Genomic DNA, 18,134 nt, shown 5'->3' on the forward strand with positions numbered 1-18,134 from the left:
AGTCCCCTGAGTGTTAACGCGGATTACTGGACATCCGAGACTGTAAACCCGTTACCAAATATGTCGATTGGACAATTTGTCCAATATCAAGTGGGACAAGGACTTACAGGCGTTTTGTCGTCACAAATAAGAGAAAGGCTGACAAAGATCTAGGGTTTTCCCTTCGAAAATGTCAGTGTTTGCGGACTTGTGGCGGCAATACCGCAGGTGTAGAACTGCGTCAGGCCGCACATTATTAGCGGTGAGCACGAGCATCGCAGTGTGGCCTGACAAAAATGTCAGATCTGGAGCAAGGAGCATTTCGATGAGCAGCGGTTCCGTAGCCTATTCCGTGCCACGCGTTGAAGACGCCAACTCTCTGTCGCGTGCCCACACGGACGAGGACGTCACTCCCAATGAGATCGCCGTCGGCGTGATCATCGGGCGTTCGTCCGAATATTTCGATTTTTTCGTTTTCGGTATCGCCTGCGTTCTGGTTTTCCCGTTCACGTTGTTCCCGTTCATGTCGCGGCTGGACGGCACGCTGATGGCCTTTGCCATCTTCGCGCTCGCGTTCGTGGCGCGCCCGGTGGGCACCGCCATCGGCATGGCGATCCAGCGGCGCTGGGGGCGGGGCACCAAGCTCTCGCTGGCCATGCTCGCGCTGGGCGTGTGCACGGTGGGCATGGCCTTCTTGCCTACCTATGAATCGGTGGGCTCCACCGCCATCGTCGTGCTGATCGTGCTGCGCATCGGCCAGGGCCTTGCGCTCGGCGGTTCGTGGGACGGCCTGCCATCGCTGCTGGCCATGGGCGTGCCCAAGGACAAGCGCGGCTGGTATGCCATGATCGGCCAGCTCGGCGCGCCGCTCGGCTTCATCATCGCCGCCGCGCTGTTCGCCTATCTGTACAGCAGCCTGCCGGTGGGCGAGTTCCTTGACTGGGGCTGGCGCTTCCCCTTCTTCGTCGCCTTCGCGATCAACGTGGTGGCATTGTTTGCCCGTCTGCGCCTGGTGGTCGGCCAATCGTATGCCGACGCCCTGCAGGCCCGCGAACTCGAGCCCGTGAGCGTGACCGAGGTGATGAGCAATCAGGGCACCAGCGTGTTTCTGGGCGCCTTCGCCGCGCTGGCCAGCCTCGCGCTGTTCCATCTGGTGACGGTGTTCCCGCTGTCGTGGATCTCGATGTACTCCGAGCAATCCATGGTCGATGTGCTGAATGTGCAGATGGTGGGCGCGGTGTTCGCCGCCGGTGCCATCGTGATTTCCGGCACGCTGGCCGACAAGGTGGGCCGCCGCAACCTGCTGGGCACCATGGCCGTGCTGATCGGCGTGTTCAGTCTGGCCGCACCGTTCCTGCTCAAGGCGGGCCCCACCGGCAACAACATCTTCATTCTGGCGGGCTTCATCCTGCTGGGTCTGTCGTATGGCCAGTCCTCGGGCACGGTGACCAACAACTTCACCTCGCACTTCCGCTACACCGGCGCGGCACTGTCCAACGATCTGGCATGGCTGATCGGCGCGGCTTTCGCACCGTTGGTCGCGCTTGGCCTGTCGGCGAAATTCGGTCTGATGGCCGTGACGCTGTACCTGCTGTCCGCCGTGGTCTGCACGCTGCTGGCGCTGAAGATCAACCGCGTGCTGGAGCAGCGCGAGGCCTGACGCCTGCCTGAATTGTTCACTGTCGATGAACCCGGAGAGCGCCCACGTGGCGCTCTTTTTTATGGGCGCGAACCCATTGCAGTGGTCAGCCCGGCTTTTTCACGTTCACCACCGTGGCTTGCATCAGCGCCACCACTTTTTCGGTGCCGTCCCGCGCGATGGCTCGCACCTCGCCCGTGCAGACCGTCAGCATCTTGCCCGCGTTCTGCACCTTGCCGATCGCGACGAAACGCTCACCGATGGCCGGGCGCATCAGGTTGATCTTGAACTCGGCCGTGACCACTTCGTGGTCCGCAGGCGCCTTGGTCAGCGCCGCATAGCCGCAGGCACTGTCGAGCACACTGGTGATTGCGCCCGCATGCACGTAGCCCAACTGCTGCGTCACGGCCTTGGAGAAGGGGAGTTCGATGTGGACCAGGCCGTCCTCCACCCGTATCACTCTAGCCCCCAAAGTAGACATCAGCCCCTGCTGCGCAAAACTCTGTTCGATTCTTTGTCTCATGTTTTCTCGCTTTACTTGGTGGTTTAGTTTAGCGAAGCCTCTGGCTTCGATGGGCTGGTCGTTTGCGGACGGCAATACAGCCCCTCATGCGTCGTTGCGAAGCCTTGCCGTACGAGAGTACTGTCTGCGGCTTCACGCCTCGCCTGAGGGGCTGTCTTGCCGTTGGAGTGGGTGACTCCAGCGCCCAGTGCGCTTCTTGGTTCTGAGGCTGAATTCAAATCCAAATTCAAACTTCAACCGAAAGCGGCCAAAGCGAAGGTGCGCCATGAGGCGCACCGGCATGAGCGCAGCGACGTGCCGCAAACACCTCTTATGAAACATCTGACTCGCGGCGGTTGCCCGAACGAAGCGACGCAGTCGCGCAGTGAGTTCTGCCGCGTGACCCCGAATTCAAAAGCGCGTTTTTGATTACTTTTTGCGCGCAAGCAAAAAGTGATTGCCCCGCCGGGGGCAGTCCCGGCCTCGAAAAGCCAAGCCCCGGCAGCCGCAGAAAGAACCCGCCTGCTTCAACTCATACTTTGATCAGCAGATCAGCAGATCAGCAGATCAGCGGTGCGATCGATCAGTCGTTCGGCCTGAACCCAATGCTCAAAGACGACGGCACCCGCCCATCCGTGTCCTTGGGCAACGTATCGGTCTTTTCCAACGCCCGGATCACAGCCTGATCCCACGCGGGATTGCCGCTCGACTTGACAAGGCGAGTACCGACGATGGTCCCGTCCGGTGATGCACGCACTTCCACCTCGGCGCGCGGGTTGCCGGTGATCGAATCGGGGAACGTGATGTTCGGACGCACCTTGGCCGCGACCTTGCCCGCGTAGCCTGCGGAGGGGCCGCCCGAGCCCGAGCCGCTGCTGCTTCCGCCGGGGCCGGCGCTGTGGGTGGCATTGCCGGTGGCGCTGGCACCGCCGGTCGCTCCGGCCATGCCGGCCATGCGGCGCAGATTGGCTTCGCGCTGGGCTTCGGCGGCTTTGGTGGCTGCTGCGTCGGACTTGCGTTTTTCCTCGGCGGCCTTCTTCTTGTCGGCCTCCGCTTTGGCGGCCTTTTCGGCTTTCTCCTTCTTGTCCTTCTCGGCCTGTTCCTTCTTTTCCTTTTCGCGTTCGAGCTGTTCCTTGCGGTCTTTCTCGCGCTCGGCCTTTTCCTTTTCGGCCTTGTCCTTCTTTTGCTGCTCCAGTTTGTCCTTTTTCTGCTGCTCGAGCTTTTCGCGCTTTTGCTCCTCAAGGCGCTCCTTGCGCTCCTGTTCGGCTTCTTCCTTGCGCGCCTTTTCCTTGCGCTCTTTCTCGAGCTGCAATTGCTGCTGTTTCTTCTTTTCCTTTTCCTCTTCCTCGCGCTTTTTCTTGCGCTCGATGGCGATGTCGGCATCGTGCGTGTCCGGCTGCACCTGCTGCTTGGGCGGCGGCGGAGGAGGGGGGGGAGGCGGTGGTGGCGGTGTGGGCCTGCGGGGCTCCTCTCGGGGCTCGGGCGGCGGAGGAGGGGTGGGCTCCACGGCGCGCGGTGCGGCCTGCTGCGGCAGAGCGGCCCAGAGTTCGGCTTCGGCAGCAGGAGCGTCCGAGCTCTTTTTCCAGTTGATGCCCCATGTCAGCGCGCCGATCAGCACGGCATGGGCGAGTACGGCGAGTGCCACTGCACGCATGCGTCCGGGTGGACGAGGCGGGGAAAACTGGTCGCGTTCTTTGATGGATGGCATTCAGGGATTGGGCGGCTGGACCTTGCTTGATCGGTCAGTTGCCAGACGATTTCACGGTGAGGCCGACGCGTTCGACGCCTGCGCGTTGCAGCGCATCCATGGCCTTCATCACGGATTCATAGTTGACGGTCTTCTCGGCCGTGATCAGCACGGGCGTGCCTTCAACCTGCTCTTTCTGCCAGGTGCGTGCGGCATTGCCAAGCGCCTGCAGCGAGAGGTTGCGTTCGTTGCCGTCGGTCTTGAGCGTGATGCTGCCGTCCTTCTGGACGATGACCTGGCCGAAGGTCTTGGGCGGCGTCGCTCCCTTGCCGACCGAGGGCACGTTGACCGAGCTGGGCGTCATCATCGGCGCGGTGACCATGAAGATGATGAGCAGCACGAGCATCACGTCGATGAACGGAACCATGTTGATCTCGTTCATAGAGCGGCGGCGCGAGCCGCTGCGGGAGGCCATTGCGGGCATTGCGTGCTCCCTTCGGTTCAGTGACCTGCGGACGTGCCGGGCTGGCCGCCCAGGTTGCGCTGCAGGATGTTGGAGAACTCTTCTATGAAGGTTTCCTGGTGGGTGGCGACGCGGTCGATGTCGCGCGCGAAACGGTTGTAGGCGATCACTGCGGGAATGGCGGCGAACAGGCCGATGGCGGTGGCCACCAGCGCTTCGGCGATGCCGGGCGCCACGGTGGCGAGCGTGACCTGCTCCATGCCCGCAAAGCCGGTGAAGGCGTGCATGATCCCCCAGACCGTGCCGAAGAGACCGACGTAGGGGCTGACCGATGCGACTGAGCCGAGGAAGGACAGGCTCGATTCAATCACGTCCATCTCGCGCTGGAAGCTGGCGCGCATGGCGCGGCGTGCACCGTCAAGCAGGGTGCCGGGGTCGCTGATGCGGCGCTCGCGCAGCTTCTGGTATTCGCGCATGCCGCTGGCGAAGATGCGTTCCATCGGGCCTGCCTGCTTGGCGTTCTGCGCGGCGCTGGCGTAGAGGTCGTTGAGGCTGTTGCCCGACCAGAACTCGCGCTCGAACTCTTCGTTGAGTTCCTTCACGCGCTTGAGGGCGAAGAGTTTTCTGAAAATGGCGGCCCAGCTGGCGACGGAGACGCCGAGCAGCAGGAGCATGACGAGTTGAACCACCCAGCTGGCATTGAGCACCAGGCTCGCGATGGACATGTCTTGATTCATGATGAGAGTTGTTCCAAAAGAGGGCCAGGAATTCGCGAAGGACGCATGGTGGCTGCATCCACCCAGCCGATGCGGATGGACGCTTCACACAAAAGTACGGGAGAGGTTGCCTGGTTCATCTGCGCTGACTTGAGAAGCGCCTTCTGTTCTATTGTTAACGAAGCTCTGCCCGTTTCGCTGACAGCGGCAGTAACAATCAGTTCATCGTCGAGCCGCGCGGGGCGGTGGTAGCGCAGATCGGCTCCCGTTACGACAAACATTCCGCCGGTTTGTTCCCGCATCCCGTGCTGGCCGAAACCGATGGAGCGCAGCCATTCGGTGCGGGCGCGCTCGAAGAACTTGAGGTAGTTGGCGTAGAACACGATGCCGCCCGCATCCGTGTCCTCCCAGTAGATTCTGACGGGCCATTCGAATGCCTTCGTTTCACCCATGCTGCGGTTTGTCGTGTTCATTCGTAATGGCCTTGGCTGCTCGTTGAAAGTCGTCGTTTTCAGCCGATGAGCTGTTGGAGCCGGGCAATCGCCTCCTGCAGCTGCGCCATTGAATTGGCGGTCGAAAAGCGCACGAAGCGATGGGTGTCGGCAGTGCCGAAATCGCGGCCCGGCGTGATCGCCAGATGTGAGCGCTTCATCACTTCGAGCGCGAAGTCCCAGCTGCCGTCCACGCCGATCTTCTTTGCGGCCTCGGTGCAGTCGGCCCAGGCGTAGAACGCGCCATCCGGCATGACCGGCACCGACAGGCCGAGTGCGTTGAGCGCAGGGATGAAGTAGTCGCGGCGGGCCTTGAACTGTGCGCGGCGCTGTTCGTATTCGGCGATGCTGTCGGGCTCGAAGCAGGCCAGCGCGGCATGCTGCGAGATGGTGCTCGCGCAGATGAACAGGTTCTGCGCCATGCGCTCGATCACCGGCACCATGGCATCGGGCACGACCATCCAGCCGAGGCGCCAGCCGGTCATGTTGAAGTACTTGCTGAAGCTGTTGATGCTGATGATGTCGTCATCGATGGCGAGCGCCGTCTGGCCGAAGGCGTCGTCGTAGGACAGGCCGAGGTAGATCTCGTCGATGATGGTGATGCCGCCGCGCTCCTTCACCACCTTGTGGATCTTGCGCAGTTCGTCCGGGGCGATGGAGGTGCCGGTCGGGTTCGACGGCGAGGCGAGCAGCACGCCGCGCGTCTTGGCGCCCCATGCGGCTTCGACCTTGGCGGCGCTCAGCTGGTAGCGCTCCTCGGCGGTGGTGGGGATCAGCACCGCGTTGCCATCGGCCGCGCTCACGAAGTGGCGGTTGCAGGGATAGCTCGGGTCGGGCATGAGGATCTCGTCGCCCTTTTCGATGAGCGCAAGGCAGGCCAGCTGCAGCGCGGCGGACGCGCCTGCGGTCACCACGATGCGGCGCGCTGGAACGTTCACGCCGAAGCGGGTGAGGTACCACTGGCTGATCTTCTCGCGCAGCGCCTCGAGGCCCAGGGCGTTCGTGTACTGGGTGATGCCGGCGCGCACCGCGCGGTCGGCGGCTTCCTGAACCAGAGGCGGGGCGGTGAAGTCGGGCTCGCCGATGTTCAGGAAGATCATCGGGTTGTTGGTTCCGGCGACCTCGCGCGCGAGTTGCTGCGCGGCCTTGGCGACTTCCATCACGTAAAAGGGTTCAATACGTTCCGCGCGCTGTGAGAATTTCATTGCTTTACTTCGGACTTGCTTTGTCTTTTGATGGTCGGTCGTTTGGGGGCGCCAATACAGCCCCTCATGCGGTGTTGCGAAGCCTTGCCGTACCAGAGTACTGTCTGCGGCTTCGACGCCTGGCCTGAGGGGCTGTCTTGGCGTTGGGACGGGTGGTTCATGCGCCCGCTGCGCTTCGCAGGCCCGCTCTGGCTGGCGGGAGCGGGGCATGCTTTTATTCGCCGGATGCTTCCGGCGTTGCCTTTTGCTTGTCTGCTGCTACTTCAACTGCGCGCAGTTGTGGTGCCAGACCGTTGAGCACGCCGTTCACGTACTTGTGGCCGTCGGTGCCGCCGAATTCCTTGGCGAGTTCGATGCATTCGTTGATGATGACGCGCCATGGCACGTCCATGCAGTGCTGGAACTCGTAGACGCCGATCCACATCACGCCGTGTTCGATGGGCGAGATTTCCGAGAGCTTGCGGTCGAGCTTGGGCTCGATGAGCTTGTCCAGGTCTTCCGCGGTGGTGATGCAGCCATGCAGCACGGCATCGTAGTGCGCCACGTCGGCCTTGTTGAAGCCCGAGAGATCGCGGGTGAACAGGTCGATGTCGCTGGCGTCGTTGCCGCTCACGATGTGCTGGTAGAGCGCCTGCAGCGCGAATTCACGCGCGCGGCTGCGGCCCGACTTGGAGGCGGCCTTGCGTGCGCCGGTGCTGGTGGTGCCCTTGCGCGGCTGGCGGGGAGGGCGGGGTGCGTTCAGGGCGCTCATTGTGCTTGCTCTCCGCTGTCTAGGAGGTCGATGAGTTCGTCTTCGGGAATGGCCAGCTGGTTGACCAGCAGCGCCATCTCTACGGCCACGCGCGCGGCGTCGGCACCCTTTTCGGTCTGGCGGGCGATGGCCTGCTCCATGTTCTCGGTGGTGAGAATGGCGTTGGCGATCGGCAGGTCGTAGTCGAGGCCGATACGGGTCACGCCCGCGCCGGATTCGTTGGCCACCAGCTCGAAGTGGTAGGTCTCGCCGCGGATGATGCAGCCGAGCGCGATCAACGCGTCGTACTCGCCGCGATTGGCGAGCGTCTGCAGCGCCAGCGGCACTTCGAGCGCGCCGGGCACGGTGATGTGGTCGATGCTGTCGGCGTCCACGCCGAGCTGGATGAGCTGCGCGTGGCAAGCGTCGAACAGCGCGTTCGTGATGTCTTCATTGAAGCGGGCCTGAACGATGCCGATCGTCAGGCCTTCTCCGTCCAGGTTGATCTCGGAGCCTTTGTTTGCGCCTTGCATAGTGTTCAGTCCTTGGGGATGTATCCGGTGATTTCGAGGTCGTAGCCCGCCATGCTGGGCATGCGGCGCGGTTGGCCGAGCAGCTGCATCTTCTTGACGCCCACTTCGCGCAGGATCTGCGCGCCCACGCCGTAGGTGCGCAGGTCCATGCGACCGCGTTCGGGGGCGTGCGCGGAGCGCGCCTTGCCGTCGAACTGCTCCAGCAGCTGTTCGCCGCTTTCGCCGCAGTTCAGCAGCACGGCCACGCCCTTGCCCTGTTTGGCGATGTATTCGAGACTGGGCTGCAGACCCCACGAGTGCATGGAGCGGTTGATCTCGAGCGCGTCGAGCACCGACAGCGGCTCGTGCACGCGCACGGCCACGGAGTCGTCGTCGCCCCACGAGCCCATCACGAGCGCGAGGTGCACGGCGTTGCTGGTGTCTTCGTGGAAGGCGTGCGCGGTGAAGGTGCCGAAGGCGGTTTGCAGCTCGCGCGAGCTGACCTTCTGCACCAGCGATTCGTGGCGGCTGCGGTACTGGATGAGGTCGGCAATCGTGCCGATCTTGAGACCGTGCTCGGCGGCGAAGAGCTGCAGATCGGGCAGGCGGGCCATGGTGCCGTCGTCCTTCATGACCTCGCAGATCACGGCCGATGGCGAGCAGCCTGCCATCGCCGCCAGATCGCAACCGGCTTCGGTGTGACCGGCGCGCATGAGCACGCCGCCATCGACGGCCTGCAGCGGGAAGATGTGACCGGGCTGCACCAGGTCGGCGGCCTTTGCGTTCTTCGCGACGGCGGCCTGCACGGTGCGCGCGCGGTCGGCGGCGGAGATGCCGGTGGTCACGCCTTCGGCGGCTTCGATGGAGACGGTGAAGGCCGTGCCCATCTTGGTTCCGTTGCGGGCGACCATCGGAGGCAGGTTCAGCAGCTCGCAGCGTTCGCGCGAGAGGGTCAGGCAGATCAGGCCTCGGCCGAACTTGGCCATGAAGTTGATGGCCTCGGGCGTCACATGGTCGGAGGCGAGCACCAGATCGCCTTCGTTTTCGCGGTCTTCTTCATCCACCAGGATGACGATGCGGCCAGCGCGCATTTCGGCGACGATTTCTTCGACGGAGGAAACCGGCACGGGCTTGATGGGGGAATTCATGCGGGGCTTTCGATGAAGGCCGTGCGTCCTGCTGGGCACGGCAGGTTCCCAGCGGTCGGCTGTGTGCTTCTTGCCCGCGAAACGATGCGTCGTCCGCGCGTGTGCAGCAAAAAGGCCCGTGGCGGGCAGCCCCTAAAGAACATGCGATGCGGCCAGCAGGCCACCCGGTTGAGGGATTGCAAATCCCGAAGCCCGCGATTTTAGTCCACTGCCGATGCTCCCCGCTGGCAGTGCGGCGAATGAAATCAGAGAGCGCCCCGGATTGCCCGGAAGTCAGCAGTCAGTTGCCCATGGCACGTTGCGTGAAACTGGCGCTTACCATGCAAGAGCAGGCTTGCCTGGGGCTGCCCCGCCGCGCTGGCTGCTTCCCCTCCCGCGCAGCGAGAGAGGGGGGAAGGCGCGAAGCGCCTCAGGGGGGCTTCTCAGTCATCCATGGTGCTTTGCAATTTCCACCGCGCAGAAACTGGCGCGCCCCAAGCGAGGGCAGCCGCGCAAGGGCCGCCCCGCCGCGCTGGCTGCGTCCCCCTCCCGCGAAGCGAGAGAGGGGGAAGGCGCGAAGCGACTCAGGGGGTGTTTCTTCTCAGATCGAGCTGTTTTCGATCTGCAGATCGGAGAGCGGATAGGCGCAGCAGGGCAGCACCCATCCTTCGGCTTTCTCTTCAGGCGAGAGTCCGGGCCATTCGATCTCGTAGCGCACCTCGCCCTTGGCGAGAAAGCCGATGCAGGTGCGGCAGGTGCCGTTGCGGCAGGAACTGGGCCAGTCCACACCCCCTTGTTCGAGTGAGGTAAGCAAGGGCTGTTCGGGCCAGGCATCCACCTGCGTGCCGTCGTCCCCCACTTTGGCGATGAAAAACGGGACGGCGTTGGGTGTGGAACTCATGGCGAACGGAGAGCGGACGGGAAAGAGGCTGAAAGCGGTGCGCGGAACCGATCATCTTAGCGCGTTGAAAATGACTAACACAAACTAAAGGGATCATCGGCGCTCGGGTCCACGCTGCCCAAATTTTGAGCGTTGCAAGCGCGTCCCTTGTAAATCAACAACTTGGCGCGTTTTTTGGGCGTTTATCCAGAGTTATCCCCATGATTGTCCAGTGGGACGAGGGATAACAATTTTTGTAGTGCCCAAACATTGAGCAGCGGGATTGGAGTCCTTTGAAATCAAAGGCTTGGGATTCCAATACAGGTCTTGTTCACGGTTATCCACAGGATTGTGCAACGATTGTCTGAACAACCCGCGAGCGACGCCGTGACAGGATGTCGTGACAGGAAAATGAATTCGCGCGGCATGCCTAAAAAATGTGCGTCGGAATGTGACTTGTTGTAAATCAATGACTTACGCATCAAATACCCGATATGTCCACAGTTATCCACATGGTTGTCCATCGATTCAAGGGATAACCCTAGGATTCAAACGAGGCAGCGTAGTGGCGCAAACCTGTAGCGAACGCGACTGCAAATCGTGGCAGTTGCCGCGATTGGCGTACTAACATGCATGCGATTCCATGCGGGCAGGCCTTGGACCCCCAACCGAGCGGTCGGACGAAACCCGCGCATTATTTGATCAGGAGCAGTAAGTATGACAATTCGCTTTGATGGCAAGGTGGCAATCGTGACCGGTGCGGGTGGCGGTCTGGGCAAGCAGCATGCGCTGGCGCTGGCCGCGCGTGGCGCCAAGGTGCTGGTCAACGATCTGGGCGGGGCGGTGGATGGCAGCGGCGGCTCGGTGAGCGCCGCCGAGGCCGTGGTGGCCGAGATCCGCGCGGCCGGTGGCGAGGCGATGGCCAACGGCGCATCGGTGACCGATCTTGCCGCCGTGCAGGCCATGGTGCAGCAGGCCATCGATGTCTGGGGGCGGGTGGACATCCTCGTGAACAATGCGGGCATTCTGCGCGACAAGTCGTTCGCCAAGATGGACATGGCGGACTTCCGTCTGGTCGTCGACGTGCACCTGATGGGTGCGGCCAACTGCTGCAAGGCCGTGTGGCCGCACATGATCGAGCAGAAATACGGCCGCATCGTGATGACGACCTCGTCCACGGGGCTCTATGGCAACTTCGGTCAGGCCAACTACGGCGCGGCCAAGCTGGCGCAGGTCGGCCTGATGCAGACGCTGGCCATCGAGGGCGCCAAGTACGGCATCCATGTGAATGCGCTGGCGCCCACGGCCCACACGCGCATGACCGAGGGGCTGATGCCCGAGCAGGTGCTGGATGCGCTCACGCCCGAATCGGTGGTGCCCGCGATGCTGGTGCTGGCCCACGAGAGCGCGCCCACGCGCACCATCCTGCTGGCGGGGGCGGGCTCGTTCGAGGCCGCGCACATCACCATGACCGAGGGAATCCACTTGGGCGTCGGTGCCGATGTTCCTGAGAAACTGGCCGAGCGACTGGTGGCGGTGACGGAGCGCAGCGGCGAGAAGGTGCCCTCGGGCGGCATGGAGCAGGGGGCTCACGAGTTCGAAAAGGCCATGGCTGCCGCGAGGATGGCGCGCTGACCGGAAGGCGTCCAGCGTGCTTGGGGAAATCATCCGGCAGTCCGTTTACCTCAATTTGAGGAATCATTGCGGAGCCGGAATGGTTTCCCCGATTCCGACAGGCGCTTGAGTCGGGTTTCGGCAGCCCTGTGGCACTCCGTGCTAAGTTCCACCCCCTCACATCAGTGATGGAAGCGCACACAGAATGACAAATACCTTGCAACAGCACATCGCCGCGCTCTCGAAAGAGCGCCTGGCGGGCATGCGTCGTGGCATTGAAAAAGAGGGGTTGAGGGCACTGCCCACCGGCGCTCTGGCATTGACACCACATCCCATGGGATTGGGGTCTGCCCTGACACATCCACATATCACCACCGACTACAGCGAGTCGCAGCTCGAGCTCATCACCGGCGTTCAGCCGACGGTGCAGGCCTGCCTCGACGAGCTGGTCGAGGTGCACCAGTTCGTGCATCGCGAACTGACGTCGCGCTGCAACGACGAGACGCTGTGGGTGTCGAGCATGCCCTGCGTGCTGCCCACGGACGAGACGATTCCGCTTGGCCGCTACGGCCTGTCGAACTCAGGTCGCTCCAAGAGCGTCTACCGCATGGGGCTTGGCCACCGCTATGGCCGCCGCATGCAGACGATCTCGGGCATCCACTACAACTGGTCGCTGCCCGGCGTGACGAGCGAGGAGTACTTCGGTCTGATCCGCAATTTCCGCCGCCATGCGTTCGTGCTGCTGTATCTGTTCGGCGCATCGCCCGCGCTGTGTCCGAGTTTCGTCGAAGGTCGCGAACATGCGCTCAAGCCGTTGGGCGATGGCAAGCGCGCGCTCTATCTGCCGCATGCCACGTCGCTGCGCATGGGCCGACTTGGTTATCAGAGCGACGCGCAGGCCACGCTGGCCGTGAGCTACAACGGGCTCGAGGGCTATGCGGACTCGCTGCACGAGGCGCTCACGCGTCCCTACCCGGCGTATGAGCAGATCGGCATCCGCAATCCCGGTGGCGAATACAACCAGCTCGGCACCAGCCTGCTGCAGATCGAGAACGAGTTCTACGGCACCATCCGCCCCAAGCGCACCACCCAAAGCGGCGAGCGTCCGCTGCATGCGCTGCGCGAGCGGGGCGTGGAGTATGTCGAGGTGCGCCTCATGGATCTCGATCCGTTCGAATCCGTGGGCATCAACGCCGACACCATGCGCGTGCTCGACGTGTTTCTGCTGCACTGTCTGTATTCCGACAGCCCGCCCGACACGCCCGAGGAAATCGCACAGCTCAAGAACAACCAGCACATGACCGCCGAGCGCGGCCGCGAGCCCGGTCTGCAACTGGTCAAGAACGGCCAGAACATCGCGCTGACCGACTGGGGCCGCCAAGTGCTGCAGGAGTGCCTGCCGATTGCCGCAGCGCTCGATGCGGCTGAAGGCGGTGATGCGCATGCCAAGGCGCTGCAGGCCGCGCTTGGGCTCTTCGATGCGCCCGACAGCACGCCGTCCGCCCATGTGCTGCGCGAGCTTACCGCTCAGTACGACGGCAATTTCATCGCCTTCACGGCAGCCCATTCACAGGCCGCGCGCGACCAGCTCATGAACCGTCCGTGGACGCAGGAGCAACAGCAACGCTATGTGGCGATGAGCGACAAGTCCGTGGCCGCGCAACGCGCCATCGAAGACGCTGACGACATGCCGTTCGAGGCCTGGCGCGAGCGCTACATGTCCGTGGAGCAGCTTGGATGAGGCTGCCGGCAGCGCGCATTCCACGCGTTGCCTTTGAAGCGCACGCACGCGCGATGGCGCGTGTGCTGCTGAGCTACTACATGACCAACGGCTATGCCGTGGCGCTGGGCTATCTGCTGATTTCGGCAGGCGTGGGCCTCGCGCTCGGCACTGCGGCCGGTGCGGCTGCGGCGCTGGGCGCCGTGGTCGCCATTCCGCCTGACGTCGCCGGGCCGCGCAAGGGCAAGTTCCGCCAGATGATTCCCACGCCGATTCTCGGCGTGCCGCTGTTTTTCGCCGTTCAGATGCTGCACAGCTCGCCGCTGGAGCTGGGCGTTCTCATCGTGAGCTGCACCTTCGTCGTGTTCCTTGGCATGGCCTGGGGCAAGAAGGGCGCGCCGATCGCGATCGCGCTGATGTTCGCGATGATCTTCTCGTTGGCGGTGCCACCCAACGAAGAGGTCAAGCGCCTCTCGGCGGCGCTCAATGTGACGGGTTTTTTCGCGCTCGGCGCGTTCCTGTACGTGCTGTATTCCTGCGTCGTCCACCGCTGGCTCAATCCGCGCTATCGCGTGCTGCTGCTGGCGGACACGCTGCTGTCGCTGGCCGATCTGATGCGTCTGCAGGCGCGGCAGTTCGGCGAAGACACGCCCGAGACGCGCAGCGAGGCCTCGGGCGGGCTCATCAGCCGTCTGCTCGCGCGGCAGGCGGCGCTGGCCGACCAGATACAGTCCACGCGCGACGTGGTGTTCGAGGCGCCCGATTCGCTGCCGCGCCAGCGTCTGGCCGCGATGCTGCTGCATGTGCTCGACATGCGCGACCACATGATCGCCGGTGCGCTCGATCTTGATGCGCTCAAGCAGCATGCGGGCCACCATGGCGTGCTCGCGCAGATGCATGACATGCTGATCCTGCTGGCCAAGGAGACCGACATGCTGGCCGACGCCATGCTGTTCGGCCGCAAGCCCGAGCGCCCGATGGACCATCGCGTGCAGTTGGAGAGTCTGCGCTGGGCTGTTGACGAGGACGCGATGCGGAGCGATCCGAACCGTCTCGTCACCTCGCGCGAGCCAAGCCCCGATGCGCTGGTGCATTCGCTGGCCGAGCGCATGGCCAATCTCAACGACGAGGTGCAGCGCCTGTTCGCCCTGGCGCGCGGCGAGGGCAAGCCCAATCTCGCCGCGGTGCGCACCAGCTGGCATCTGTTCGTGAGTCCGGTCGCGTGGTCGTTCAAGCCGTTCTACACGCTGTGGAGCTGGGGCGCGCCGGCGCTCAGGCACGCGGTGCGTGCGGCGCTCGCCATCGGTTCGGCCTACGTGATCTCGCTGCTGCTGCCCTGGGGCACGCACGAGTACTGGATTTTTCTCACCATCGTCGTGGTGCTGCGCGGCTCGCTCGCGCAGACGCTGGAGCGGCGCAACCTGCGCGTGGGCGGCACGCTGCTCGGCTGCGTGCTCGCGCTGTCCATTCTGTCGCTGCATCCCGGCTATCTCGCGATGATCCTGTGCCTCACTGTCGCGCAGTCGGTCGCGCACGGGCTCGCGCTGCGCATGTATCTCTATACGGCGGTGGCGGCGACGGTGCTCGGCCTGATCCAGTCGCACATGATCAGCGCGTCGTCGAGCACTGTGTTCGCGCTGTTCGAGCGCACGGTGGACACGCTGCTCGGCGCGGGCATCGCCTGGCTGTTCTCGTACGTGCTGCCGTCCTGGGAGCGCTCGCAGATTCCGAACCTCGTGCGCCGCGTCGTCAAGTCGCAGATCGACCATGCGCGCACCGCGCTCGACCTGATTCAGCTCGATGCAGTGGACAACGCACCGGAACTCAAGTGGCGGCTCGCCCGCAAGGATGCCTACGACAGCCTGACCGCGCTGGTGCTGGCCGCCGAGCGCTCGCTCAAGGAGCCGCGCGCCGTGCGACCGCCACTGCAGCCGCTGGAGCTGCTGCAGGCCCACGCCTACCAGATGCTCGCGCAGCTCACGGCCGTGAAGACGCTGCTGCTGATGCGCCGTGGCAACCTGAACCGCGAGCGACTCGAGCTGCCGCTGACCCGGGCGATGGAGCGCATCACCAATCTCCTGAGCGGCAAGGAGGTCATCGTCGACACCATCGATGCCGATGAGCCCGCCGAGCCAATCCGCGAGCCCACGCTGGCTCCTGGCCCCGAGCATGTGCCGCAGGGCTGGGACGCCGATCTGATGCCGTGGTTCGAACGGCGTCTGGAGCAGGCCATCCTGCTCGCCGCGCAGATCCGCAAGGACGCGGATCAGTTGCTGGCCCGCTGAGCCGGGCACGCTTCCCCCAAGAAAAAAGGCGGATCCTGCGATCCGCCTTTTAGGGTCCTGAGACCTCAGCCCGCGCTTGAGCCCAAAGAGTTTGCCGTGGGGCGCAGGTCCTTTCGGGTCATCAATTCTTCTTGGTCTTCGCCATCTGGCGACGAATCAACGGCATGGCGAGCAGCACGGAGAGCAGCGCCAGCATCCAGCGTGAATCCACAGGAACGGCGGCTGCATTAGCCGGTGCTGCCTGGAGTGTGACGACGGTGGGCGCGGTGTTGTTGCTGCGGTCCGGGTCGGCCGAGGTGCTGCTGGCGGTGGTCGTGAGCGTGATCGTGGTCGGGTCCGCGCTGGTGGGCGTGAACGTCGTCGTGCAGGTGATGGAGGCACCGAGCGCGAGGCTGCCTGCGGGAGTGCCGGGGTCGCAACGGGTCACCGCACCGGCTGGCGCTCCGGTGACGACGCAGTTGGCGATCAGCGCGGGGTCGGGGCCTCCGTTGGTGCAGGTGCTGGTGATGCTGACCTGCTCGCCCACGTTGGCGTTCAGCGTGGTGGGGGCGCTGGCCTTCATGTCGGCGAAGGGCGGGCCAATGTCCACGGGCGTCGTGGCCGTGTTGTTGGCGGGCTTGGGGTCCTTCACCGGCGATGCGCCGGTCGTGGTCAGCGTGAAGATGCCCGCCGTCGTTGGCGTGAACGTGGTTTCGCAGACGATGCTTTCCCCGACCGCCAGATCATTCGAGCCCGAGGTGCTGTGGCAGATGGTGTTGGCATTGAGCGCGTCCGTAGGCACGCCGGTGACGGTGCAGGTCGCTGCGGTGGCCACATCGGGGCCGGCGTTGGTGCACTGGGTGGTCACGGTGAGCGGCTTGCCGCGCTCTCCCGAGACGGGCTGATCCGGTGTCGCCACCACGTCGGCCTCGTCGGGCACGATGGTCAGCGTGGCATCGTTGGGCGGGTTGATGTAGTTCGTTGTCACCTGACCTTGCGCGGGATTGACCGTCGGGCCGTTGACCAGTGTGAGCCCGGCGGGCGGCACGTGCTGTGTCGCCTTGACGCCGACCTGGATGGTGCACGCGCCTTGTCCTGCGAGCAGCTCACCGGCGGTGACGCTCAATGTATTGGGGCTGGAGATGGTGACCGCCGTGGTGCCCGCACAGGCATCGGCGGCTGCTGGGACGGGCACGAATTCGAAGCCTGCGGGCAGGGTGTCGGTGAACGACCAGCCCTTCTTGGCGAGCAGATCATCGGTGTTGGTGGCGGTGAAGGTCAGCGTGGCCGTGGCGGACGCATTCATCGATGACACCGAGAAGGTCTTGTCCAACTGCGGAGTGATGTCCAGCACCTGCAGATTGTCTACGGCCGCGTCATTGCCGTTGCCGTTGGAGTTGCCGTTGAGCAGCCGCATGCTGATCGACGAACCGTTCACCTGATACGCCACCGTGCCGGGAACCTGCGCGGCGTAGATCGTGGAATTGTTCGGAATCGTCGGAGATCCTGCGGGGAAGGAGCTGTTGCTGAACGCGACCTTGTCCGCATCGGTACATGGGTTGATGGCGGTCGTGTTGAGTGGCACGGTGGTGCTCGGGTTGCTCGTGAGCAGCTCGAAATACAGCTCGGGTCCTCTGATCTGGCAGTTGAGCGCGGCCGTGGCCACCGAGAAAGTGATGAACCGGCCACCCGCGGGCATCTCGATGGGGCTCGCCGTCTCCAGCTGTGCGAGCTTGGGGAAGCCGCTGGGAGCGGCTCGATTGGACGGAAGCTGGGTATAGGCCGCGACGACATGATTGGCCCTCCAGTCAGCTTCAGTGCCTGCTGGCTTGGACACCTTGCCGAGCGCATAGGCAAGCAAGCGCAGTGCGGACCAGGCGCTGGATGAGGAGCCGGCATTCTTGGCCGAGCAGATCAGCGGAACGCCACCCGTCTCGCCGGAGGCGTTCGTGTCGGACGCGGGGTACAGCGCCGGGTAGTAGGTGTTGAGGTTGCCGTTCGGATACGTCGCCTTGTCGTAGTTCGTGATGATGCCATTGCACCACTGGGCATTGCTCCAGAGCGGCACATTGGCGTCCACGGCCTGCGCATTGGTCACGGTGACGCCGTTCTGCGTCTGGTACATCCCGGCGGCCCGGTATGTCATGGCGGTGCCGCCCGCACTCATCGATGCGCTGCTGTATTCGTCGATCATCAGCGCCCGGTCGGTGGCGGGAACGGTCTGCGCCGGATTGTCGAAGTCTTCCTGATACAGGACGGTCGGAATCTGCGGCGTGCCAGGGGTCCCGGGGGCTGCGGTGGCGCTCAAGTGGCCAGCGGACAGAGCGATGATGCCCAGCGTCTGAAGGCTCAGGCTCAAAGGCTTGTGGATTGCGTTTTTCAAGGTCACATCCGTGATAAAAATTAATACATTTTTCGCAAATGTACGCATTTTTGAGGACGTAACTCGAACCCTCACTGATTTGCTCGGGCAGTTGGTCGGGTGTCATTCATAGGACACGGGAATGAGGCAGCCGGAACGGTGCGGGCCAACCAGTTCACGAGAGAAAGGGCGTGCTCGCCGGGCGCAAAACCACGGCGTGCCTATGGCGTGTCCATGGCGTGC

At 63.7% G+C, this 18,134-nt stretch carries 16 protein-coding genes; 5 read left to right on the plus strand and 11 right to left on the minus strand.

The annotated features are described in order from the left end of the window. Positions 1 to 304 precede the first annotated feature (304 nt). Positions 305 to 1,639 (plus strand): MFS transporter, encoded by a 1,335-nt coding sequence (locus ISG32_RS18340; protein ID WP_194772469.1) that lies wholly within the window; start codon positions 305 to 307, stop codon positions 1,637 to 1,639. A gap of 85 nt (positions 1,640 to 1,724) precedes the next feature. Here ISG32_RS18340 and ISG32_RS18345 read toward each other — a convergent pair whose 3' ends face one another. Next, positions 1,725 to 2,141 (minus strand): PaaI family thioesterase, encoded by a 417-nt coding sequence (locus ISG32_RS18345; RefSeq protein WP_194772470.1) that lies wholly within the window; start codon positions 2,139 to 2,141, stop codon positions 1,725 to 1,727. A gap of 171 nt (positions 2,142 to 2,312) precedes the next feature. On the opposite strand from ISG32_RS18345, the gene ISG32_RS18350 reads away from it, so the two are divergent. Then, positions 2,313 to 2,549, plus strand: coding sequence for a hypothetical protein (locus tag ISG32_RS18350; protein ID WP_194772471.1), 237 nt, complete (start codon positions 2,313 to 2,315; stop codon positions 2,547 to 2,549). Positions 2,550 to 2,703: 154 nt separating this feature from the next. On the opposite strand, the gene tolA is transcribed toward ISG32_RS18350, so the two are convergent. The 9 genes from tolA to ISG32_RS18395 form a co-directional block, all read right to left on the minus strand. Further along, on the minus strand, positions 2,704 to 3,828 hold the full coding sequence (tolA, locus tag ISG32_RS18355; protein ID WP_194772472.1) for a cell envelope integrity protein TolA: 1,125 nt from the start codon (positions 3,826 to 3,828) through the stop codon (positions 2,704 to 2,706). A 34-nt stretch (positions 3,829 to 3,862) separates the two neighbouring features. Then, entirely contained in the window at positions 3,863 to 4,291 is a 429-nt protein-coding gene (locus tag ISG32_RS18360) for an ExbD/TolR family protein (RefSeq protein WP_194772473.1), read from the minus strand. Between the two features lie 17 nt (positions 4,292 to 4,308). Beyond that, a complete protein-coding gene (tolQ, locus tag ISG32_RS18365) occupies positions 4,309 to 5,010 on the minus strand; it encodes a protein TolQ (protein WP_194772560.1) in 702 nt (233 codons plus the stop codon). Beyond that, entirely contained in the window at positions 5,004 to 5,459 is a 456-nt protein-coding gene (ybgC, locus tag ISG32_RS18370; protein ID WP_228529920.1) for a tol-pal system-associated acyl-CoA thioesterase, read from the minus strand. The genes tolQ and ybgC overlap by 7 nt, the downstream gene beginning before the upstream one ends. A gap of 38 nt (positions 5,460 to 5,497) precedes the next feature. Then, positions 5,498 to 6,682 (minus strand): pyridoxal phosphate-dependent aminotransferase, encoded by a 1,185-nt coding sequence (locus ISG32_RS18375; RefSeq protein WP_194772474.1) that lies wholly within the window; start codon positions 6,680 to 6,682, stop codon positions 5,498 to 5,500. Positions 6,683 to 6,896: 214 nt separating this feature from the next. Beyond that, positions 6,897 to 7,433: a transcription antitermination factor NusB gene (gene nusB, locus ISG32_RS18380; protein ID WP_194772475.1), complete on the minus strand. Its 537-nt coding sequence runs from the start codon at positions 7,431 to 7,433 to the stop codon at positions 6,897 to 6,899. Continuing rightward, a complete protein-coding gene (gene ribH / locus ISG32_RS18385) occupies positions 7,430 to 7,945 on the minus strand; it encodes a 6,7-dimethyl-8-ribityllumazine synthase (RefSeq protein WP_194772476.1) in 516 nt (171 codons plus the stop codon). Before ribH ends, nusB begins: the two co-directional genes overlap by 4 nt. Positions 7,946 to 7,950: 5 nt before the next feature. After that, positions 7,951 to 9,072 carry a bifunctional 3,4-dihydroxy-2-butanone-4-phosphate synthase/GTP cyclohydrolase II gene (gene ribBA, locus ISG32_RS18390; protein WP_194772477.1) on the minus strand — a complete coding sequence of 374 codons (1,122 nt, stop codon included), beginning with the start codon at positions 9,070 to 9,072 and terminating at the stop codon, positions 7,951 to 7,953. A 580-nt stretch (positions 9,073 to 9,652) separates the two neighbouring features. After that, positions 9,653 to 9,952, minus strand: a complete 300-nt coding sequence (locus tag ISG32_RS18395; protein ID WP_194772478.1) for a 2Fe-2S iron-sulfur cluster-binding protein — start codon at positions 9,950 to 9,952, stop codon at positions 9,653 to 9,655. Positions 9,953 to 10,648: 696 nt separating this feature from the next. On the opposite strand from ISG32_RS18395, the gene ISG32_RS18400 reads away from it, so the two are divergent. The 3 genes from ISG32_RS18400 to ISG32_RS18410 all read left to right on the plus strand — a co-directional run bounded on the left by ISG32_RS18400 (position 10,649) and on the right by ISG32_RS18410 (position 15,550). Further along, entirely contained in the window at positions 10,649 to 11,566 is a 918-nt protein-coding gene (locus ISG32_RS18400) for an SDR family oxidoreductase (RefSeq protein WP_194772479.1), read from the plus strand. A gap of 184 nt (positions 11,567 to 11,750) precedes the next feature. Then, on the plus strand, positions 11,751 to 13,286 hold the full coding sequence (gshA, locus tag ISG32_RS18405) for a glutamate--cysteine ligase (protein ID WP_194772480.1): 1,536 nt from the start codon (positions 11,751 to 11,753) through the stop codon (positions 13,284 to 13,286). Next, positions 13,283 to 15,550 carry an FUSC family protein gene (locus ISG32_RS18410; RefSeq protein ID WP_194772481.1) on the plus strand — a complete coding sequence of 756 codons (2,268 nt, stop codon included), beginning with the start codon at positions 13,283 to 13,285 and terminating at the stop codon, positions 15,548 to 15,550. Before gshA ends, ISG32_RS18410 begins: the two co-directional genes overlap by 4 nt. A gap of 121 nt (positions 15,551 to 15,671) precedes the next feature. Here the strand turns inward: ISG32_RS18410 and ISG32_RS18415 are convergent, their stop codons facing one another. Then, positions 15,672 to 17,912, minus strand: a complete 2,241-nt coding sequence (locus ISG32_RS18415; protein WP_194772482.1) for a DUF7933 domain-containing protein — start codon at positions 17,910 to 17,912, stop codon at positions 15,672 to 15,674. Positions 17,913 to 18,134: the final 222 nt, after the last annotated feature.

The sequence above is a fragment of the Diaphorobacter caeni genome (assembly GCF_015354245.1).
GTDB lineage: Bacteria > Pseudomonadota > Gammaproteobacteria > Burkholderiales > Burkholderiaceae_C > Diaphorobacter_A > Diaphorobacter_A caeni.